The organism is Fibrella aestuarina BUZ 2, assembly GCF_000331105.1.
Taxonomy (GTDB): domain Bacteria; phylum Bacteroidota; class Bacteroidia; order Cytophagales; family Spirosomataceae; genus Fibrella; species Fibrella aestuarina.
On the sequence record NC_020054.1, the window covers coordinates 535194 to 554894 of the forward strand.

Here is a 19701-nt window from a genome sequence, read left to right on the forward strand (position 1 = left end):
TTACTTCTGGAATGAACCAAAGATGTAATCCCACATGGGCGTCGATACGCCGTAGTTGCTTTCGGGATTTTTGTAGTGGTGTACGCTGTGGTTGATCCAGAGTTGCTTGAAGAAGTTCTTCGGCGGTGCGTAGGCGTGTACAATAAAGTGCACGGCCAGATAGCCCGAATAACCTACCAGGAAACCAGGGAAGAAAGCGTAGGCCGCTTCGCCCATCAGCAGGAAAAACAGGGCGAAAAAGGCACCCGCCACAAAGATGGCCAACGCCGGCGGCATAGCTAGCCGGGTTTTGTCTTTGGGGTATTCGTGGTGAACGCCATGGAAGGTATACTGGATTTTGGCCCGGCGCGGGGTCGTTGGCTCCAGGTGATACAGATACCGGTGCAATACGTACTCAAAGATGGTGAACACGAAAAGTCCCATCCCAAACAGGGCAACAATGTAGCCCGAACTCATGTCGGTATACGTAAACGCATACCACCCTAAGAAAACCGACAAAACCAGCCACATGCCGATAGGGACAAGAATGTGGGTTCTTGACAAAGCCTCCAAGATCGGATTGTCAAAAAGCTGCTTTGTTCCGTTGTTTTTGGGCCTTGAGTGTGCTTTTTTATAATCGTCAACTTGCATAGTTTTTAGACGTTGGGTTGTATTAAATGCGACTCAAACTTTCGGACGGTGCGGGCTGTGTTCCCAGCCACGTACGCGATCACATGACAAAAATAACGCAAAAGGGGTTTCTGTATCGAACAAAAAGTCAACCAAATTGACTAAACAGTCTTCACAGCCGCCACTTCCACCGAATCGTTTAATCGTTCCTTGGGAACGTCCAATGGAGCCTTCGGCAGTTTAGGCTTGATAATCAACCGCAATGATTGATTATAAGTGAGGTAATTCCACATCCAGTTGATAAAAATCAGTAATCTGTTTTTCACGCCCAGAATGGCCATCAGGTGAACGAACAACCAGGTAAGCCAGGCAAAGAATCCCTGAAACTTGATAAATGACAGATCGACAACGGCCAGCCCGCGGCCAATGGTAGCCATGGAGCCCAGATCGTTGTACGTAAACTCGACCATCTGCCCACCCCGGACCAGCCGCGTCAGGTTTTGGGCGAGCAGCTTACCCTGCTGAATGGCCGGTTGGGCTACCTGCGGATGCCCGTTGGGCCAGGTTTCGCCTTCGGCCATCGCAGCCAGGTCACCAATGGCAAAGATATCAGTGAAGCCCTGCACCTGATTGAACCGGTTCACGATCAGCCGACCGCCGCGGCCCACGGCCTCCGCCGGGATGCCGTTGGGTGTGTTGGCTTTTACGCCCGCCGCCCAGATCAGGTTGTTGGTGCGCAGGCTCGTGCCGTCGTTCATGTAGACATACTTCCCGTCGAAATCTTTCACGCGTGTGTTCAGCCGGACATCTACCCCCAGCTCCCGCAGGTAAGCGAGCGAATGATCCTGCGATTCCTTGGACATCGGCCCCAGCAGTTCCCCACCCGACTCGATCAGGTGGATGTCCATGCCTTTAAAGTCAAGCTCGGGGTAATCGCGGGGCAGTACGGTCTTGCGCATTTCGGCCAGCGTACCACACAGCTCAACGCCGGTTGGACCGCCACCCACCACCACCACGTCCATCAGGCCGTCTAGTTCCTCGGCCGTTTCGACGCTCAGCGCTTCTTCGAAATTCTGCAGGAACCGATTGCGCAACGCAATGGCTTCCTGCACCGATTTCATGGGCAGGGCGCGGTCGATGATGTTCTGCTGACCGAAGAAATTGGTATCGGCCCCCATCGCCAGCACCAGAAAGTCGTAAGGGATGGGCCCGATGTCGGTGTCGATGATTTTTTCCTCGGCCCGGATATTGGTCATGCACGTGACCCGGATGTGCACGTTGGGGTTGTTGCCCAGCGCCGCCCGCAACGGGAACAGAATCGAACTTGCCTCGAGCCCCGCCGTGGCTACCTGGTAATACAGCGGCTGAAACTCGTGGTAGTTGTGCTTGTTGATCAGTACGACCTGAAACTCCGGCCGATTGGCCAGACCACGGGCCAGGTTGATCCCGCCAAAACCAGCGCCGATAATAACGACGCGCTTCCGATCCGTGTTGGGTATGTTTGGATTCATTGCTTTTACGCTACATGAACAAGGTACACTTCCTGCGCGAGGCTTCGAGCATTATACCGTATATATCGCTCATTGTTCATTCAATACGGCTGATTCCTGCAAAACCTGTTCGTAATAGGCTTCGTATTTCGGCAGGATGTTCGACAACTCAAACTCCTTGGCCCGAGCCAGCGCATTGGCCTTGAACGTGGGCAGGTTGGCGTCGTCGAGGACAAACAGGGCGTTTTTCACCATGTCAGGTACGTCGCCAACGTTACTCAGGAAGCCCGATACGCCCTGTACGTTCAGTTCGGGCAGGCCACCGGCGTTGGATGAGATAACGGGCACCTCGCAGGCCATCGCTTCGAGCGCCGCCAGTCCGAAGCTTTCATTTTCGGAGGGCATCAGAAACAGGTCGGCTACCGACAGCACCTCTTCTACGGCGTCGAGCTTACCCAGAAACCGCACGTCGTCCATAATGCCCAGTTCGCGGCAAAGGCCCTGGATACGTACCCGCTCGGGGCCGTCGCCCACCAGCAACAGTTTCACCGGCATCTGTTCGCGCAGGTGGTAGAACGTCATCACGGCGTCGTCGATGCGTTTGACCCGGCGGAAGTTGGAGGTGTGGACCACCAGTTTTTCGCCGTTGGGGCAGATTGCCAGTTTGAAGTGCTCTTTCTGCTGCCGCTGAAACCGCGAGAGGTCGATGAAGTTCGGAATCACCTCGATCGGCCGCCGAATCTCGAAATGCGCGAAGGTTTCCTGCTTCAGGTTTTCCGATACCGCCGTGACGCCGTCCGACTCGTTAATACTGAACGTAACCACGGGCTCGTAGGAGGCATCCTTCCCGACCAGCGTCACGTCAGTGCCGTGGAGGGTCGTGACGACGGGTGTGGTACGGCCGCGCGCTTTCAGCACCATTTTGGCCATATAGGCAGCCGAGGCGTGCGGAATCGCGTAATGGACGTGGAGCAGATCGACGTTTTCGTTGAGCACCACGTTGACCATCGCGCTCGTCAGTGCCGACTCGTAGGGGGCATACTGAAACAGCGGATACGACGGAATGTTGACTTCGTGGTAAAAAACGTTTTCGTTAAAAAAATCGAGGCGGGGCGGCTGCTGATAGGTAATGAAGTGCACCTGATGGCCATTTTTGGCTAGTGCTTTGCCCAACTCCGTGGCTACCACGCCACTACCGCCAAAGGTGGGATAACAAACGATACCGATTTTCATTCGTGCGGGCCGCGTTTGGGGCGGTCTATGCCACAACACCTAAACCCGCCTAAAAGGTTGTGCGATGGCGGGCATTCGTCCGGGAAGTAGCCTTTTCCAGACCCGGCAGGGGCAATCGGGGCGGCTGACAACCTGATTTCCTGGCAGCCAGCGGTTAGCTAACACTGTAAGGTTGACGACAAAAATTTATGCGCCCCCTTCCATGCCCAACGTACCCAACCAATGCAGAACTTGCAGCCCGATTGATCGGCGTTGGTCACCCTCGCGCCTTCACCTTTATCGCTACCTATTTTGACACTTACTATCGACATCGGCAACTCCGACGTAGTGTTTGGTATTCACAGCAATAACGTCTGGCGGCACATCTGGCGAACGCCCAGCCATCCGGCCCAACCCATCAGCTTTTACCGGACGATCTTGCAGGTATGGCTTCAGGAAGCCAAAATCCCGATCGATCAGGTGCAGAACCCTACGATCAGCAGCGTGGTGCCCGCCTTGACGTCGACGCTCTGCGAGGCGATGGAAGAACTGCTTGCGAAAGAGCCAGTGGTGGTGGGGCCGCCCGTGTATCCTAAGCTACCCGTAAAGGTGTTGCGGCCCCAGGAGATCGGCTCCGACTTGGTTGCTAATGCCGTTGCCTCGCACATGCGCTACCGGCAAACCTGCGTGGTGGTTGATTTTGGTACCGCGCTGACCTTCACGACCGTTAAAGCCGACGGTACCATTGCCGGTATCGCCATTGCACCCGGCCTGCGAACGGCCATCAAGTCGCTGTTTGCCAACACGGCGCAACTGCCCGAAGTACCCATCGAAGAACCCAAATCAGTATTGGGCCAGAACACGATGCAGTCCATTCAGGCGGGGATCGTGATCGGGTATGAAGGGCTGGTCCTGGGCATGATCGACCATATCCGGCGGGAACTCGACACCGACTGCATCGTGGTAGCAACGGGTGGTTTGTCGAAAGCCATTCCGAGTCTGCACCCCCACTTTGTCGATGTTATTCCATCCTTGACCCTCGATGGCATCCGGCTCATCGGCGAATATGCCCGCAGCTAATCGAGCGGCCTTACCTCAGTTAGTAGCTATCCACAGTGCTACGAGTTAACTGCGTAGCGCTGTGGATTTTTTTACCCTTTTTGTGGTCATCAACAGGCTGACAACGAATAGCTTATGGGCAGATTAGCTCTGCAAACGCCCAAATGTGAGGCCGGGTAATCGGATCGGCGTCAGAAGATATAATAATTCACGGTCACCATTGTACAGAACTATGTTCAGAGCCCGACGCAATAATCTCTGGCATAGAATTCCTATCGGTTGTTGATACAGGATGAAACAGCGTTGGCCGGGTGGCCGCCTGCTGTATAGCGTTCATCCACTCAACGCCCATGAAAACGTTTATATGGATTAGCCTCATCGCGGCCGGCCTGTGCCTCGATGCGCGCGCCAGCCAACCCGTCTGGAACAACGGTCACGTCGTCTTATCGACTGGTCAGGTGATAAATGGTCAGCTTAGCTACAATTGGAAAGCCGAAGTGCTTCAGGTACGTGCCGCCGATGGCACCACGAAGGCCTATTCAGCCTATAAAGTCGACTCGTTTGCCTATTTCGATGTCTCTCTGAATACGTTACGTAAGTTCGATGCCATCGAGATCCCTACGGCGTCGGAACTGACGCGCCCTGTTTTTCTGGAAGAGTGCACCCTCGGCCATTACACCGTTTACCGTCGGTTGCGCCACACCAAAGAGCTTATCAAAATCACCCGGCCGTCGTTGTACCAGGATGACGTTGAGCTCATAAAAGACCTGGATAACTTCGTATACTTCGTCATTGATACCAACGGTGCGATTTCCGACCTGCAAGCGTTTGAGTTGTCGATTTGGCCACAGATGCTCAACGAGTACCGCCCGCAGCTAACCGAATACATCACCCTTCGCCAGCTTGACCCCTCCCTGACGGTAGCCCGACTGATGCTGATCAACCACTACAATTATCTGCGTGAGTACAACCCGGCGCAGGCCAATAAGCCCACCACCAGCCTGGGGGCCTATTGATCGGTTGTCGGGTCGGTTGGGGGTGGCTCGCTTCCTTTTTTGCCGCGCCGCTGCTTTTTGAGGGCTTCGTTGAGCAGGTATTCAATCTGTCCGTTTACACTCCTGAATTCATCCTGCGCCCATCGTTCCAGCTCGGCCAGCATCTCCGGGTTCAGCCGCAACAGGAATCCTTTTTTTTCTGCCATAAAAGGGGGCGGGGGCTAAGGGCTTGGGGCGGGGGTGTTTGCTCAGATAGAAGTATCTGTCAGCAAACATTCCCCGCCCCAAACCCTCTGCCCCCTGCTTTTAGTAAAGCGATCCGGCGTTGACGACCGGGCTGACGTTTTTCTCGCCGCAGAGCACCACGAGCAGGTTACTGACCATCGCGGCTTTTCGTTCTTCGTCGAGCGTCACCACGTTGTTTTCGGCCAGGCGGGCCAGGGCCATCTCGACCATCCCAACGGCGCCGTCCACAATCTGTTTGCGGGCCGCCACTACCGCCGATGCCTGCTGCCGCTGCAACATAGCGCCGGCAATTTCGGGCGCATAAGCCAGGTGGCTGATCCGCGCTTCGATGATCGTTACACCGGCCCGCTGCAAGCGTTCGTTTAGCTCCGTTTCGAGCACGTCGTTGATCCGGCCCGTATTGTCGCGCAGGGTTACGTCGGCGTCTTCGTCTTCTGAATTGTCGTAGGCGTGTGAGTTGGCCAGATGCCGCACGGCGGCTTCCGACTGAATCTGCACGAACAGGGTATAGTCGTCGACCGAAAACAGCGCTTTGGCCGTGTCGGCCACCTGCCACACCACCACCGCCGCGATATCGATGGGGTTACCCATCTTGTCGTTCACCTTCAGGGTTTGGCCGTTCAGGTTGCGGGCACGCAGGCTGATCTTCTTTTTCGAGTAAAACGGGTTTACCCACCGCAGCCCATTCTGTTTCATGGTCCCGGTATAATCGCCGAAAAATGTGGTTACTACCGCCTCGTTGGGATTGATGACCGACAGGCCGGTGAGCGTGATAAGGCCAGCAATAAACAGGAGGCCACCAAAGATGCCCAAGCCAACGTTGGCCGTAACCACACCGGATATAACCAGAATGGGGCCAGCAATAAAGGCCAGCAAGCCAATCAACAGGGCCAGATAGCCCGAAATAGAGGTAAGATTTTTCTCGTTCATGGTTCAGAAATTGTTATCATTTTGATAGCACAATACTAGCACATAAAACCAGAAAGCCCGCTGCTTTCTAGACCAGCGGGCTGTTTATTGGTTGAGTGGTCGCCGGGAACGTTCAGGCCTGTTCCAGGTACGTTCGGAGAGCGTGGGTACGTTGTGTTTGATCGGCGATGGCCGTTTCGTGCTGCTTAGTAACCGCATCCAGCGCCTGACCGAGTTGCGCCTGTAGCTGCTGGGCGTTGGTTTGTGCTTTCTCGATGCGCCGTTGGACCGAAAAGTCGGTGAACACATTGTCGAAGAAGATATCCACGAACCGCGTCAGTCCATCGTCAAACGTCCACTCGCCGTGCAGCTGCTGATGTACATCGGCCAGTTCTGACCGGAACCGGTTTACACCGTACGCCACCCGCTGAGACTGATCGCGGACGTCGTCTAGCTTGCCGTACTTCATCGCCGACAGCAATGACGAACTGGTGAACATGTCCCAGTTACCCAGCCTGTGCGCATCCCCGATCAATCGGATGAGTGCCTCCACTTCATGAGCGGCCTGCCGACCCGCCTGCCGCGCTTCGGTCAGTTCGGTTACCTGCTGTTCAGCTGTGGTAAGCGCATCAGCCAGCCGCTGATAGGCCGTATCCTGCTGTTCCTGAACGGCCTGCTTTTTGTCCTGCATCAGCTGCGTGTACGCCGATTCAACATCCGCGTAGGTCGCTAACCGCGTCTGTAGCGCCGCTAGCTGCTGCGTTAGGGCCTCAACCTCAGCGTTGATCGCATCGTAGTCGAGGCGGGCGCGCTGGGCTTCAGCCTGTTCTTTGGTCAGTTGCTCGTCGTGGCGGTTAAGCAGGTTATAATAGATCGAGGCCCAGCTTAGTCGTTCCAGCCGGTCGACGTCGGCTTGTTCATGGCTCCACCGTTCGTATAGAGCGGCCTGCTGGGTACGTTGTTTCTCGATCGTCTTGGTGAGCGTGGCGAGTTGTTGCGCTAACGCGATGCGCTCACCCCGGCGGCGGATGAGCGTAAGGAGGTTTTCCTGTTGCGTGGATGTCCAGGTCATAGAAATAGGTCAGTCTGTAAGCGCAAAGCAAAGGAGGCACCGCGTTTGTAACCAGCCAATCTGGACAAGTGGCGTTGGGAGCGGCTCAACAATCCGCCGACCCTTACAGAAGGCGCATAGCTAATTCTGACGTACTTTTGCACCTCTATTTTTACGGCCGTAGCCATTTCCCGTAAAAACCTCAGTCTCCGATGCTTAGTGAACAAGAAGTAAATAGACGACAGAAACGCGAAGAACTCATGCGGCTGGGCATCGACCCCTACCCCGCCGAACTCTTCGACGTTACCCACACCATCGCTCAACTCCGCGACGCCTTCGCCGACAAGGCCGGCCAGGACACGCAGGGCGGGTATGAAGCCCACCTCGATCTGGCGGGCGACCCTGCCTGGGGTCAGGTACGTCTGGCGGGCCGCCTGATGGGCTTCCGCATCATGGGTAGCGCGTCGTTTGCCGAAATGCAGGATAGCAGCGGCCGGATGCAGCTGTATTTCCGCCGCGACGACCTGTGCCCCGGCGACGATAAGACGCTCTACAACACCGTTTTCAAAAAACTGCTCGATATCGGCGATATCGTCGGGGTGGAAGGCAACATCTTCACCACGCAGACCGGCGAACTGTCGCTCTACGTACGGTCGTTCAAGGTACTGACCAAATCGCTGCGGCCGCTGCCGGTGGTGAAAGAGGTGGTGAACGAACAGACCGGCGAAAAAGAAACCTACGACGCTTTTACCGATCCCGAACTGCGCTACCGGCAGCGGTACGTTGACCTGATCGTGAATCCGCAGGTACGTGAGGTGTTCATCAAGCGGAGCAAGCTGGTCAACTCAATCCGTCACTACCTGACGGGTAAGGGCTACCTGGAAGTGGAAACACCTATTTTGCAGCCAATCCACGGGGGTGCCACGGCGCGGCCGTTTAAAACGCACCACAACACGCTCGACATGACGCTCTACCTGCGTATTGCCAACGAGCTGTACCTGAAGCGGTTGATCGTGGGCGGGTATGACGGCGTGTTCGAATTTGCCAAAGACTTCCGCAACGAAGGCATGGACCGGACGCACAACCCCGAGTTCACGCAGGTTGAGTTCTACGTCGCCTACAAAGACTATAACTGGATGATGGACACCATCGAAGAAATGGTGGAAAAAGTAGCGCTCGACGTGGCCGGTACCACCAAAGTGACCGTCGGCGACAATGTGATCGACTTCAAACGCCCCTGGAAACGCCTTACCATGTTTGAGGCTATTCAGGAATACACCGGCGTCGACGTGTCGAACATGGGCGAAGACGAACTGCGGCAAACGGCCGAAAGCCGGGGCATCAAAACGGATTCGTCGATGGGCAAATCGAAGCTGATCGACGAACTGTTTGGCGAAGCCTGCGAGCCGAACCTGATTCAGCCGACGTTCATCACCGATTACCCCGTCGAGATGTCGCCGCTGACTAAAAAGCACCGTAGCAAGCCGGGTTTAGTGGAGCGTTTCGAAGCGATCTGCAACGGCAAAGAGATTGCCAACGCTTATTCGGAGCTAAACGACCCGCTCGACCAACGGGCACGTTTCGAAGAGCAGCTTGAGCTGGCCAAACGCGGCGACGACGAAGCGATGGCGATGGACGAAGACTTTTTGCGGGCGCTCGAATACGGCATGCCACCCACGGCCGGCGTAGGCCTCGGCATCGACCGGCTCACGATGATCATGACTAATCAGCCGAGCATTCAGGAAGTGCTGTTCTTTCCGCAGATGCGCCCGGAGAAAAAGGAAGAAGGCGCCACCGAAGCCGACTTTGTGGCAGCGGGCGTACCCGAAGCGTGGGTGCCGGCGCTACAAAAACTGGGTTACCTGACCATCGCGCAGCTACACGCCGCCAGTCCCAACAAACTTTTCAACGACCTCGGCGGCGTGCGGAAGAAACTAAAAATGACCGACGTACCCATGCCAAGCATCGCCGACGTACACGGCTGGACGGGGCATAAATGAGTTTAAGGTGTCAAGTTTGGTATTTGACGTTGGCTGACGTGCCAGCGTAATCGGACGTCAGCTAACGTCAAATACCAAACTCAAAACTTAGTTGGCTTTCCGTACGTTGGTCGCGTTGAGGCCTTTTTTACCTTCAACGATTTCGTATTCGACCCGGTCTTTTTCTTTGATGGCAATCCCGTTCAGGCCGGTAATATGGACGAAAATGTCTTTGCCCGTTGCGTCGTCTACAATGAACCCAAATCCTTTACTTTCATTAAAGAATTTCACTACACCTGTTTGCATAGCACTGGTACGAATTGATAGTCAGTTAATAAAATTTAGCGCAGTCATGACGAATGACCTTGCGCAAATAAAAAAATAAGTTTAAAATGTGGAGAAGTAGCGGCCCGAAAAAACAACGGGTCAGCTAAGTTTTTTGAGTTACTGGTAGAAATAGACGAACAAACTGCAACCGCAAACGTTATGTTTGCCAGCAATATCAACAAACGTATGGATCAGGTACTTAACAGGCTTCGGTTCTTTGTCGAGCAACAGGCATTCGGTGTCTGTGCCCACTTAGGCCAGCGGATGAACATTCCGGCCAATAGTATTCGGCTATACTTTATCTACACGTCGTGCCTCACGCTGGGCTCGCCCGTTATTCTCTATCTGATTGCCGCCTTCTGGCTCGAACTCCGCACGCACCTCCGCCGCCGAGCTAACCCAACTATCTGGGACCTTTAATGTATAGTGTATAATGCACGATGTATAATGGGGCTGGCGCGCAGGCATACTACCGCGCCAGCCCCATTATACATCGTGCATTATACACTATACATTAACTACTCTTTCGCTTAAAGAGGGGAACCGTGCTGCAGGGCTCACCAAATAACAGACTCTGCACGACGGGAGCTAACCGGCGCGTGAGTTCGACGTAGGCCGCCGTTGGAACGGGAACTTTGCTACAGCCTTTTACGACTACCTTTTTGTCCTGATAATCGGCCGGGTCGATGTGGGCGATGGCGTCGAAGTACAGTTTCTCGTCCAGATCCTGTAGGGAGCCATAAACGACCGTGTTGGCGTAGGGCTGAAGCTGTAACGTCAGCAGCATATAGGCCCAGGTCGGGATAATGGCGTCTTCGGTGCAGGTAATGGCCACGTTCTTACCGGCATATTGGCTCCAGTCGTGTTCTTTCAGAAACGCCCGGAAGTCTTTTTCCTTTAAGATCATGCCCATAAACAGATTGTCTTTCAAGTCATAGACAAGCCGTTCGCCGGGATGATAGTACTCTTCCAGATCGAGGGTAATCAGGCCGCTATTGGCCACGCGGTTAACAATGGGTGCCGTTTCCATACCTCAGCAACGCTACAGCGCTACTTTGAGTTTGGTTAATCACCCCGCTGTTACCACCCCTTAGGCAGCACTGCGAATAGTGTCTAGCAGGCCCCGGATTTCGTCTTCTGTATTGAAGCTGTGCAGACAAAGCCGTAGCCGCTCCTGCCCCGGCGGCACAGTGGGGCTTACGATGGGGCGTACATCATAGCCTGCCGCCTGCGCCCGCCCGGCCACCGCCCGCACGGCTTCGTTACCGGGTACGATAAGCCCCTGAATCGGTGAGGTACTTTCGAGCCATGGCAAGCTCGGCGCTAACTGCGCTGCCGTTTTCTGGAAACAAGCAATCAGTTCGTGCAGCCGATGAATGGGGCTAGTGTCCTGAGCCAGCACTTCGTGAGCGCAACGGATGGCCAATAGCGCATGGGGCGGTAACGCGGTTGTATAAATAAAGGAACGCGCCGTATTGATGAGGTAGTCGCGCAGGAGCGTTGGCCCGACCACAACGGCCCCGTGCACACCCAGCGCTTTCCCAAACGTATGGATGCGCGCAAAGACCCGATCCTGCAACCCATAAGCAACCACCAATCCCGGCGCCGTTCCGTCGGCTTCGTTCAGCCCATACACGCCCGACGCATGCGCTTCATCCACCAGCAACGCCGCTCCGTATTGGTCGCACAGATCGGCTAATGCCCGCAGCGGGGCTTCGTCGCCATCCATCGAGTACACCGACTCGACCACGACAAATACCCGGCCGCTCGCCTGTTGCAGCTTTTGTTCCAGATCGGCCAAGTCGTTGTGGGCGAAGCGTTGGCGGGTGGCGTAGCTGAGGCGCGCGCCGTCGATCAGGCTAGCGTGAATTAATTCATCCGTCAGCAGGGTATCGCCGCGCTGTGGCAGGCAGGCCAGCAGCCCCACGTTGGCGTTGTAGCCAGAGTTGAACACCAGCGCCGACTCGGCCCGATAAACATGCGCCAGATAGTGCTCTACCGATTCGGCCAGTTCGCTGTTACCAGCCAGGAGCCGCGAGCCAGTAGCACCGTTGCGCTCTGCCCCGATGGTTTGCTGCTGAATATGTTGTGCCAAAGCCGGCGACCGGGCCAGGCCAAGGTAGTCGTTCGACGTAAAATCAATGGTATTGGCTAGGGCGAGTCGGCGAAGCAAGCCGCTCTGCTGCCGACGCGTAAGCTCCTGCTCCAGCCGCGCCGCCAGCCACTCGGTGGTTGATGTCCCCACATTCATAGCCACAAAAATAACAGATACAGCTTCGGTGGCATTTTGTATCAGTGAATTACCCCAAACACAGTTATCCACAGACAAAATGTGGATAAGTAGCCTTAATGTGCATATATACAGGCCTTTATCCCCTATTTACTTAGCCTATAGCCAAAACAATTTAGCCAATACTTTATAGTGCCCTTCAGCGTGGCTTACCGACCCGATCATATATCATACTAAATCTATAGGCTGACATTAAAATTTCACTCATTTATACGAAATCCCCTAACAACCGCGTGGGACTGAGGGTTATAACGATGTCAAACGACAAAGACTATAGACAAAACAACTTAACGTTATGAAAAAGGGAATGATTTTGGTTGCTATGCTGCTTGCCGGTGTAGTTGCCAACGCACAGACGACGCCAACGACAACACCTACGAGCCCTACCACCCCTAATACGCCAGTAGGCACCACGGGTACAGGCCAAACAGGTACGTATAGCAACGGGCAGCCTACCCAGTCGACGGGTACGTACAACAACCCGACGAACACAGGCACCACTACAGGTACGTATCAGACTCAACCCGGTACCACAACTGGTAACGGCGTAGGCACGTACCCGCAGAATCAGAGCACAAACACGGGTAATTACAATACCCAGCAGTCGACCAGCCAAAACCCGGTAGGTGGCAGCAGCACAGGTACGTCGCAGAGCGGCACAACGGGTTCTTATTCGACCCAATCAGGCCGGACCATGCAGAGTGGCAACACGAACACTACCGGCACCCGCTCAACAGATCGCACAACGATGGACCAGATGGATTCGAACAGCAACAACGGCTCAACGAATCGGTCGAATACACGGACGCGTAATTCGCGCACGAACAGCACCACGACAACGACTCGTCCGAACTCGACGACGTACTAGTCTGCCCAGTGCTTCATAGAAAAGGCTCAGGGGTTTATAAGCCTCTGAGCCTTTTTGTTTTCGTATCGAGATGGTCATTCCGCGCCAGCCGCCATTTCGAAGCTAGTAGCACAGGACGTATAGGCGCCCGCGTGCACAGACCCGAGCACTCAGGCTGTCGGGTGAATGGGGAAACGTACCCGAATCAGGGTTCCAGCCCCCAGGCGGGTTTCGACGTCCAGACTCGCGTTGAGCAGTTCGCAAAGCCGTTTTACGATATACAGACCAATTCCTTCGCCTCCCGACCGGATACCCTCCGTAACCACTTCATCGGCCGAAGGGGCGGGGGTTGGCTGTGTTTTTTCCGGCGTATTTTCGTTGAAAAGCGCAACCGAATCGACCGTAGGCCGCAGTTGGTCAGACAGCCACATGGTAGCTCCCGACGACAACCCGGGCCCTGTATCCTGCACACTCAGCATCCAGCGAAACTGGTTTTCGTTTGACCAAGATACCGATACCTGCCCTTCCTGCGTGTTCTTAAGCGCGTTGGTCAGCAGATTCTGGGCAATACGATACACTTTTGTGGCATCACCCATAACAGGCAAGTGTGCCGGGCCGTCGCCTTTCAGAAACAGATTGCGTTCCTGCGCCAGCGGCTGAGCCGACTCAATCAAGCCGCGCATGGTTTCGGCCACGTCGAACGGTTTGACGTTGATATTTTCCCGGCCTGCTTCCAGCCGGGCCAGATCCATCAGTTCGGTCAGCATAGAGGCCAACCTCGGGAAGTTGCGGTTCAGAATCTGCAACATCTCCGAGCGCTCCTGTTCCGTATTGTCAGGCATATCGAGCAACGAAGCCGCCCCCTGAATCACGCTGAAGCTACTACGAAGATCGTGTGAGGCAATGCGCAACATGGCACTGCGTTTCCGACCCAGCTCATTTACGTTATCGAGGGCCCGTTGCAGATTCAGCGCCCGTTCGGTAGCCTCCGCTTTCTGAAACTCATCGTATTGGGCAATGCTGCCCCCAATGGCTTCGTGGATTAGCGCGCCAATGCGCTGATGCGCGATGAGCAATACGTCGTGGTCGATATTGGGCTGATGGTGCCAGAACGTACCCAACTCGCTAAGCAGGCTTTGGTGCAGGTGCGCCAGTTCGTTAAGCAATTCGTGCAGCGCATAGCCTTTGTGCCATCGGTGCAGCCCATGCTCGCGGGCAACCTGGTAGGGTAACACGCTATCCTGTTCGTTTCGTAAGCGCTTATCAAGCACCGTCAGCATGACCGGAATTTGATCCGTAAACTCTTCACGAGTAAGGCCCGCAACTACTTTCAGATTGGAATCGCTGGCGCAGGTCGTATGCCAGTTCGTTAGGATTGCTTCGCGGCGGCTGAACAGAAACGTAGCCAACTGACTTAACTGAGCGTCTGTTGAAATCGGTCTTTGTATCATCGTGTAGCGAAAGTTTGTATCGACAAAGCTATGGTGGTTTACTAAATGTTGCTGCAATCCCTTTCTAGGTTAGTAGCAAGCGAAAATACTTAACGGTCTCAATCATTAAAAGTATTTCATGTGTAAAGGGAGCATTTACCAAGTTGTTACTGCACGGAACTGGAGGTAGAGTAGCCGGGCACTCTTACCTGATTTCATCGTTATATTTGCCATAACAGGTATTTGTTTCGTTAGTCTGACCGACGCACCTGTACCTTCTTAACAAACCGCGTTTTGTACCGTGACCAAATCATCCCGCAATCAAACGTTATTAGTTGTTGAAGATAACCCTGATCATCAGGTACTTCTCCGCTATGTGATACAGCGCAGTCTCGCCAACACCACCCCTGTATTTACCGATTCAGCCGATCAGGCGATGGCTTACCTTACTCAGTGCGTTCAAAATGATTTGGCCACCCCTCGACTTGTACTGCTTGATTTGTACCTACCCCAGGCCGAGAATGGCTGGCAATTTTTGCGGGAAGTAAAACAGATTCCGGCCTCGATGCGGCCACCCGTGGTGGTTCTGAGCGTATCGCATGAGGAAGACGACATTGCGCAGGCGTATCAGTTGGGGGCAACGTCCTTTATCTCCAAACCCATTGGCGACGCCGAATGGCTGGGTTACTTCGAGATCATTCGTCGGTACTGGTGGGAAACCGTTACGTTACCCAATCAATAAGCAACCGGTTTGGCAGCCATGCGCTGTCTCCCCATCTACCGAACCCGTTGTTCACGCTTATGAAGAAGCTTTTTCTAGTTGCCTCCCTCCTGCTGAGCGCCTGCCAGACGGCCTACCACGTGGCGGGGCAGCAAAGCAACCGGCTGACGGTCGACGCCGCCGTTCGGGCCGACAGCAGCACCACAAGCTGGCTGGCGCCCTACAAACAGGGACTCGACCGTAGCATGAACGAGCCCCTGCTCACGCTGACCGAACGCCTGGAGAAACGGGCGCCCGAGTCGGCGCTGGATGATCTGCTCGCCGACGCGCTCCTGGTGCAGGCCGCGCAACGGTACGGCAAACCCATCGACGTGTCGCACCTCAATTACGGCGGCATCCGGAGTGGACTCCCCAGCGGAGCCGTGACGACCGGTAACATCTTCGAGGTAATGCCGTTTGACAACCAGTTGGTGGTGTTAACGCTCAGCGGCACCGATCTGATGCGTTTTCTGAATCACTTCGCGTCGCACGACGATGCACTGGTCATTGGTGGCGCCCGGGTGAGTATCCAGAACAAAGCCATCCGTACGGCTACGCTGACCAACGGCCGCTCCATCGTTCCCGATCAGACCTACACCGTCGCCATGAGCGATTACATCGCCAATGGCGGGGGCGATGCCGATTTCCTGAAAACTATTACCCAGCGCGACAACGTCAATTACCTCATCCGCGATGCCCTGATCGACTACTTCCGGCAGCAGGGCAAAGCAGGCAACCCATTAACTCCCCAAATCGATGGACGCATTACGCTCGACTAGACGCCAGTTTCTGAAGCACGTTGGTGTGGCAGCGGTTGTTGGCACGGCCATGCCCTCGGCGTTACTGGCGGCCCCCAAACCCACCGTGTTGACTATTTTGCACACCAATGATCAGCACAGCCGCCTCGATCCGTTTCCGATGGATGGCAGCCGCAACGCCGGCCGGGGTGGTATTGCCCGCCGGATGACCCTGATTCAGCAGATCAGGGCCGAACAGGCGGCGGGGTCGTCGCGCCATGTGCTGCTCTTCGACGCAGGCGACATCTTTCAGGGAACGCCCTATTTCAACCTCTACAAAGGCGAGCCGGAGATCCTGGCAATGAACCGACTCGGATACGACGCGGGCACCATCGGCAACCACGATTTCGACGCGGGTATCGACAACATGCGGGATCAGTTTGCCAAAGCCACCTTCCCGATCCTGATCGCCAATTACGATTTCAGGAATACGGTGATGGCCGAACGTACCCAGCCCTACAAGATCTTCAAAAGAGACGGGGTGCGTGTGGGCGTATTTGGGCTGGGCATTCAACCCAAAGGCCTCATCCCGGAAACGCTGTACAAAGAAACGGTTTACCTCGACCCCATCGAGACCAGCACCGACGTAGCCCGGAAACTACGCACCGACGAGCACTGCGATTACGTAATCTGCCTGTCGCACCTGGGCTATAAATACAACGACTCGACCGTTTCGGATCAGGTGCTCGCGGCTAAAAGCCGGGATATCGATCTCATCATCGGCGGGCACACCCACACCTTCCTGGATGCGCCCGTAACGGTACCCAACGCCAACGGCAAACCCATTCTGGTGAATCAGGTTGGGTTTGGGGGTATCAATCTCGGCCGAATCGACCTGACGTTTGAGCGTGGCAAAGCCCCCTCGGCCAACGGCAAAGCCGTTTCCGTGTAAAACGACTATACAGTACGCTGATGACGACTAAACGCTCAGGATTTTCACCATCCTGAGCAGGTCTTCATTGATCGGTTTGGGCAACCGGATGGTGTCGCGGAACGGCGTGTAGACTAGTTCGTTGTTGATTACACCCGCCATTACGTTCTTCTCGCCATTGAGTAGGCCTTCCAGCGCACCCAGCCCCAACCGGCTTGCCAGAATGCGGTCGTAGGCCGTTGGAATACCGCCGCGCTGAATGTGGCCCAGGGTGGTCACGCGCATGTCCAGTTCGCCTTCAATCAGCTTGCTGATTTTCTCGGCTACTTCGGCGGCACTTCCCTCCTCTTCGCCTTCAGCCACAACTACAATCGACGACGATTTACTGCGGTTAAAACCCGCCTGAAGCGTTTTCACGACTTCGGAGATGGGCGTCAGCACTTCGGGCACCATCACCAGCTCAGCACCACCCGCAATCCCCGATTGGATAGCGATATAGCCCGAGTCGCGGCCCATCACCTCGATCAGGAAGATCCGGTCGTGGGAGTCGGCAGTATCACGAATTTTATCGATGGCTTCCAGGGCCGTGTTCACCGCCGTGTCGAAGCCAATGGTATAGTCAGTACCGTAGAGGTCGTTATCAATGGTGCCGGGTGCACCAACCGTCGGGATACCGAACTCGTCGAAGAAGAGCGTAGCACCGGTGAACGTACCATTACCGCCAATAGCGACAAGACCTTCAATGCCGAACTTCTGCAATTGTTCGTGGGCGCGCTGCCGCCCTTCGGGGGTCATGAACTCCTTGCTGCGGGCCGATTTCAGGATGGTACCACCCCGCTGCACGATGTTGCTCACCGAGTGAGAGGTCATCTGAAAGATGTCGCCATTGATCATCCCGTTATACCCCCGGCGGATACCGAACACTTCAATATCGTGGTAAACGGCTCCGCGCACAACTGCCCGAATGCAGGCGTTCATGCCCGGTGCGTCTCCCCCAGAGGTAAACACAGCAATACGTTTCATTAGGTCTCAAGGTTTCGTCACTACAACAACTATCCGCTGCTCAGGTGGACGAGCAGCGTTTTCAAAAACCACGCAAAATTACCCTCATTTTCAGATTTGCCGCCACTACGCTTTTAATTAACGAGCATTTCCGCTGTTTTTCTGTGAAATAGGCAAATCGTGGCTTTTGGGCCTTAGCTATGAAAAAGCCGCACCAGGTCGATGCGGCTTTCTACCAAAAAAGACTGAATTTACGGCTTATCGGGCTGGTACACTTTTACCGTGCCATCGCCTTCACTGCTGACTATCAACAAGCTACGTTTGGTAGGGCTTTGGCTTGCCGGCACAAACAGCACGCCTTCGGGTGCATCGCCGGTGGGTAATACTTGCAGAAACTGCGGGTTCGTGGGGTCGGCAAGGCTGTAGATGGCAACCGCGTCGGCTCGTTCCAGCCCGACAAAAGCTACGGGTTGCCCGTTGATCATGCCCACTGTTACGCCCTCAGCCTCAACGCCTTTGTCGTCGGAGCGCGTGTCGTCGTAGAGATTGGCCGCTACAACACGCTCTTCGAGGCTTTTCCCGGAGAAATAAACACGCTGACCCGTAGCCGTATTAAAAATGCTGAAGCCACGGCCTCCAATGGCATACAGCGCGTCATAATCGCCGTCGTTATCGGTGTCGCCCAGGCTCTTCGTTACGATCAGCCGACCCAGATTGGTGAGTTGTTTCAACACGCTGCCCGTCGGGAAGGCCGTGGGGTCGAGGGTCAACGTGCTGATGCGGGCCTCTTCGCTATAACCGGCGTAGTCGCGGGTGTCACCTTCGTCGGCGGTGATCACGTAATTGGTACCGTTTACCGTGAAGGGCGCAATGGCGTCGGGCAGGTAAAACGATCGGATCGGCCAGTTAGAGAACGCGATTTTGCTGTCGCGGTCGCTGGGGTCGATGGCGTTGCTGGGTACGTTGATGTCTTTGGTACCCAACGGCCAGATTTTCAGGATACTGCCGCCAACCAGATCCACCTCAGCGATGGCATTATTTTCCTGAAGCGTTACCCACGCCCGGCGCGAATCGGGCGAAATCGCCACGTATTCAGGCTCCACATCCTGCGCCAGACTGGCCTTTGGGCCAAACAACCGGAAACCGCCCGCCAGCAGCGTGGCGCGTTGCGACTCGAAGCCCTCGAACGTCAATGTCTGCACGCTATAATCGGCCTGCGTATCGATGATCGAAATCGAGCCTACCGGGTCGACGGTGTAAGCGGCATTGGGCTCACCCTCGTCGGCCGTGACAATGTAGCGGCCATCGGGGCTAAACGTGACCATGTCGGGCATAGCGCCAACCGGAATGGTCCGCAGAATCGCCAGTGTGCGCGTGTCAACGATTACGACGCTGCCGTTGGCCTGTTTGTCAGCGGCTTCCAGCGCGATAGCTAACCGGCCGCGGCTGACGGCGACGCTGTTGGCCACACCTCCCAGCGCCGAGACGTTGATGGGCGTGAGTTTGTTGATCGTGTAGGCGGCGGTCAGTTCGAGCACTTCCACCTTCGGCGTGGCGGCGGTTTCGTTGTTGACCGTGAAAATGCGGCGGGTCAGGGTATCGTAGGCCGATATTTCGGAAGCCGCCGTTCCGCCCAGATCGACCGAGGCGATTTCGCGGAACGTACCTGCGTTTTCAATCGGGTCCAGATCGGTGCGGTGGTCGCAGGCAACGAGAAGGCCTACGGCCAGGGTAAAGCCAAGTAGGTAACGGAGTTGAGTCATGGAAGCGAACGCTGTTAAGTGAATCCGCAAAGATTAAAACCCCGTTAACAGCGTCCGACCCCTT

General features: G+C 55.3%; 20 protein-coding genes. 8 read left to right on the top strand and 12 right to left on the bottom strand.

The genetic code is table 11. The features are described from left to right. From FAES_RS02035 to bshA, 3 genes are all read right to left on the bottom strand, one after another. Positions 1-630 carry a sterol desaturase family protein gene (locus FAES_RS02035; protein ID WP_015329524.1) on the bottom strand — a complete coding sequence of 210 codons (630 nt, stop codon included), beginning with the start codon at positions 628-630 and terminating at the stop codon, positions 1-3. Between the two features lie 140 nt (positions 631-770). Then, on the bottom strand, positions 771-2120 hold the full coding sequence (locus FAES_RS02040) for an NAD(P)/FAD-dependent oxidoreductase (RefSeq protein WP_015329525.1): 1350 nt from the start codon (positions 2118-2120) through the stop codon (positions 771-773). Between the two features lie 69 nt (positions 2121-2189). Continuing rightward, a complete protein-coding gene (gene bshA / locus FAES_RS02045; protein ID WP_015329526.1) occupies positions 2190-3332 on the bottom strand; it encodes an N-acetyl-alpha-D-glucosaminyl L-malate synthase BshA in 1143 nt (380 codons plus the stop codon). A 291-nt stretch (positions 3333-3623) separates the two neighbouring features. Between bshA and FAES_RS02050 the strand changes: the two genes are divergently transcribed. Beyond that, entirely contained in the window at positions 3624-4391 is a 768-nt protein-coding gene (locus FAES_RS02050; RefSeq protein WP_041257384.1) for a type III pantothenate kinase, read from the top strand. 329 nt (positions 4392-4720) lie between these two features. Further along, the gene (locus FAES_RS02055) at positions 4721-5386 is read left to right on the top strand and encodes a hypothetical protein (RefSeq protein WP_015329528.1); all 666 of its coding nucleotides are present in this window, start codon (positions 4721-4723) and stop codon (positions 5384-5386) included. On the opposite strand, the gene FAES_RS02060 is transcribed toward FAES_RS02055, so the two are convergent. From FAES_RS02060 to FAES_RS02070, 3 genes are all read right to left on the bottom strand, one after another. Further along, a complete protein-coding gene (locus tag FAES_RS02060; RefSeq protein WP_015329529.1) occupies positions 5380-5571 on the bottom strand; it encodes a type II toxin-antitoxin system antitoxin in 192 nt (63 codons plus the stop codon). The two genes, FAES_RS02055 and FAES_RS02060, sit on opposite strands and share 7 nt — an antisense overlap. A gap of 100 nt (positions 5572-5671) precedes the next feature. Next, the gene (locus FAES_RS02065) at positions 5672-6541 is read right to left on the bottom strand and encodes an SPFH domain-containing protein (protein WP_015329530.1); all 870 of its coding nucleotides are present in this window, start codon (positions 6539-6541) and stop codon (positions 5672-5674) included. A gap of 112 nt (positions 6542-6653) precedes the next feature. Continuing rightward, positions 6654-7592: a hypothetical protein gene (locus tag FAES_RS02070; RefSeq protein ID WP_015329531.1), complete on the bottom strand. Its 939-nt coding sequence runs from the start codon at positions 7590-7592 to the stop codon at positions 6654-6656. A gap of 191 nt (positions 7593-7783) precedes the next feature. On the opposite strand from FAES_RS02070, the gene lysS reads away from it, so the two are divergent. Beyond that, on the top strand, positions 7784-9571 hold the full coding sequence (gene lysS, locus FAES_RS02075; RefSeq protein WP_015329532.1) for a lysine--tRNA ligase: 1788 nt from the start codon (positions 7784-7786) through the stop codon (positions 9569-9571). Positions 9572-9658: 87 nt separating this feature from the next. On the opposite strand, the gene FAES_RS02080 is transcribed toward lysS, so the two are convergent. Then, positions 9659-9856, bottom strand: a complete 198-nt coding sequence (locus FAES_RS02080) for a cold-shock protein (protein ID WP_015329533.1) — start codon at positions 9854-9856, stop codon at positions 9659-9661. Between the two features lie 180 nt (positions 9857-10036). Here FAES_RS02080 and FAES_RS02085 point away from each other — a divergent pair, with 180 nt between their 5' ends. Then, positions 10037-10297, top strand: a complete 261-nt coding sequence (locus FAES_RS02085; RefSeq protein ID WP_015329534.1) for a PspC domain-containing protein — start codon at positions 10037-10039, stop codon at positions 10295-10297. A 94-nt stretch (positions 10298-10391) separates the two neighbouring features. On the opposite strand, the gene FAES_RS02090 is transcribed toward FAES_RS02085, so the two are convergent. Both FAES_RS02090 and FAES_RS02095 read right to left on the bottom strand, forming a co-directional pair. Next, positions 10392-10907 carry a DUF2480 family protein gene (locus FAES_RS02090; protein WP_015329535.1) on the bottom strand — a complete coding sequence of 172 codons (516 nt, stop codon included), beginning with the start codon at positions 10905-10907 and terminating at the stop codon, positions 10392-10394. Between the two features lie 60 nt (positions 10908-10967). Then, positions 10968-12128, bottom strand: a complete 1161-nt coding sequence (locus FAES_RS02095) for an aminotransferase class I/II-fold pyridoxal phosphate-dependent enzyme (protein WP_015329536.1) — start codon at positions 12126-12128, stop codon at positions 10968-10970. A 334-nt stretch (positions 12129-12462) separates the two neighbouring features. On the opposite strand from FAES_RS02095, the gene FAES_RS28825 reads away from it, so the two are divergent. Continuing rightward, positions 12463-13035 (top strand): hypothetical protein, encoded by a 573-nt coding sequence (locus FAES_RS28825; RefSeq protein ID WP_015329537.1) that lies wholly within the window; start codon positions 12463-12465, stop codon positions 13033-13035. 149 nt (positions 13036-13184) lie between these two features. On the opposite strand, the gene FAES_RS02105 is transcribed toward FAES_RS28825, so the two are convergent. Then, a complete protein-coding gene (locus FAES_RS02105; RefSeq protein WP_015329538.1) occupies positions 13185-14465 on the bottom strand; it encodes a sensor histidine kinase in 1281 nt (426 codons plus the stop codon). Positions 14466-14745: 280 nt separating this feature from the next. Here FAES_RS02105 and FAES_RS02110 point away from each other — a divergent pair, with 280 nt between their 5' ends. Genes FAES_RS02110 through FAES_RS02120 form a run of 3 tightly spaced genes read left to right on the top strand, consistent with a single transcriptional unit; the run spans position 14746 to position 16893 of the window. Continuing rightward, on the top strand, positions 14746-15186 hold the full coding sequence (locus FAES_RS02110) for a response regulator (protein WP_041257387.1): 441 nt from the start codon (positions 14746-14748) through the stop codon (positions 15184-15186). Between the two features lie 59 nt (positions 15187-15245). Beyond that, positions 15246-15983 carry a 5'-nucleotidase C-terminal domain-containing protein gene (locus FAES_RS02115; RefSeq protein WP_041257389.1) on the top strand — a complete coding sequence of 246 codons (738 nt, stop codon included), beginning with the start codon at positions 15246-15248 and terminating at the stop codon, positions 15981-15983. Beyond that, positions 15961-16893, top strand: a complete 933-nt coding sequence (locus tag FAES_RS02120; RefSeq protein WP_015329540.1) for a bifunctional metallophosphatase/5'-nucleotidase — start codon at positions 15961-15963, stop codon at positions 16891-16893. The genes FAES_RS02115 and FAES_RS02120 overlap by 23 nt, the downstream gene beginning before the upstream one ends. Before the next feature lie 27 nt (positions 16894-16920). Here FAES_RS02120 and pfkA read toward each other — a convergent pair whose 3' ends face one another. Next, on the bottom strand, positions 16921-17895 hold the full coding sequence (pfkA, locus tag FAES_RS02125) for a 6-phosphofructokinase (RefSeq protein ID WP_015329541.1): 975 nt from the start codon (positions 17893-17895) through the stop codon (positions 16921-16923). 230 nt (positions 17896-18125) lie between these two features. After that, positions 18126-19637 (bottom strand): choice-of-anchor I family protein, encoded by a 1512-nt coding sequence (locus FAES_RS02130; RefSeq protein ID WP_015329542.1) that lies wholly within the window; start codon positions 19635-19637, stop codon positions 18126-18128. Positions 19638-19701: the final 64 nt, after the last annotated feature.

Coding starts and splice junctions, on each gene's coding strand:
- FAES_RS02035 (WP_015329524.1), bottom strand. CDS start 630: ATGCAAGTTGACGATTATAAAAAAGCACACTCAAGGCCCAAAAACAAC.
- FAES_RS02040 (WP_015329525.1), bottom strand. CDS start 2,120: ATGAATCCAAACATACCCAACACGGATCGGAAGCGCGTCGTTATTATC.
- bshA (WP_015329526.1), bottom strand. CDS start 3,332: ATGAAAATCGGTATCGTTTGTTATCCCACCTTTGGCGGTAGTGGCGTG.
- FAES_RS02055 (WP_015329528.1), top strand. CDS start 4,721: ATGAAAACGTTTATATGGATTAGCCTCATCGCGGCCGGCCTGTGCCTC.
- FAES_RS02060 (WP_015329529.1), bottom strand. CDS start 5,571: ATGGCAGAAAAAAAAGGATTCCTGTTGCGGCTGAACCCGGAGATGCTG.
- FAES_RS02065 (WP_015329530.1), bottom strand. CDS start 6,541: ATGAACGAGAAAAATCTTACCTCTATTTCGGGCTATCTGGCCCTGTTG.
- FAES_RS02070 (WP_015329531.1), bottom strand. CDS start 7,592: ATGACCTGGACATCCACGCAACAGGAAAACCTCCTTACGCTCATCCGC.
- lysS (WP_015329532.1), top strand. CDS start 7,784: ATGCTTAGTGAACAAGAAGTAAATAGACGACAGAAACGCGAAGAACTC.
- FAES_RS02080 (WP_015329533.1), bottom strand. CDS start 9,856: ATGCAAACAGGTGTAGTGAAATTCTTTAATGAAAGTAAAGGATTTGGG.
- FAES_RS02085 (WP_015329534.1), top strand. CDS start 10,037: ATGTTTGCCAGCAATATCAACAAACGTATGGATCAGGTACTTAACAGG.
- FAES_RS02090 (WP_015329535.1), bottom strand. CDS start 10,907: ATGGAAACGGCACCCATTGTTAACCGCGTGGCCAATAGCGGCCTGATT.
- FAES_RS02095 (WP_015329536.1), bottom strand. CDS start 12,128: ATGAATGTGGGGACATCAACCACCGAGTGGCTGGCGGCGCGGCTGGAG.
- FAES_RS28825 (WP_015329537.1), top strand. CDS start 12,463: ATGAAAAAGGGAATGATTTTGGTTGCTATGCTGCTTGCCGGTGTAGTT.
- FAES_RS02105 (WP_015329538.1), bottom strand. CDS start 14,465: ATGATACAAAGACCGATTTCAACAGACGCTCAGTTAAGTCAGTTGGCT.
- FAES_RS02115 (WP_041257389.1), top strand. CDS start 15,246: ATGAAGAAGCTTTTTCTAGTTGCCTCCCTCCTGCTGAGCGCCTGCCAG.
- FAES_RS02120 (WP_015329540.1), top strand. CDS start 15,961: ATGGACGCATTACGCTCGACTAGACGCCAGTTTCTGAAGCACGTTGGT.
- pfkA (WP_015329541.1), bottom strand. CDS start 17,895: ATGAAACGTATTGCTGTGTTTACCTCTGGGGGAGACGCACCGGGCATG.
- FAES_RS02130 (WP_015329542.1), bottom strand. CDS start 19,637: ATGACTCAACTCCGTTACCTACTTGGCTTTACCCTGGCCGTAGGCCTT.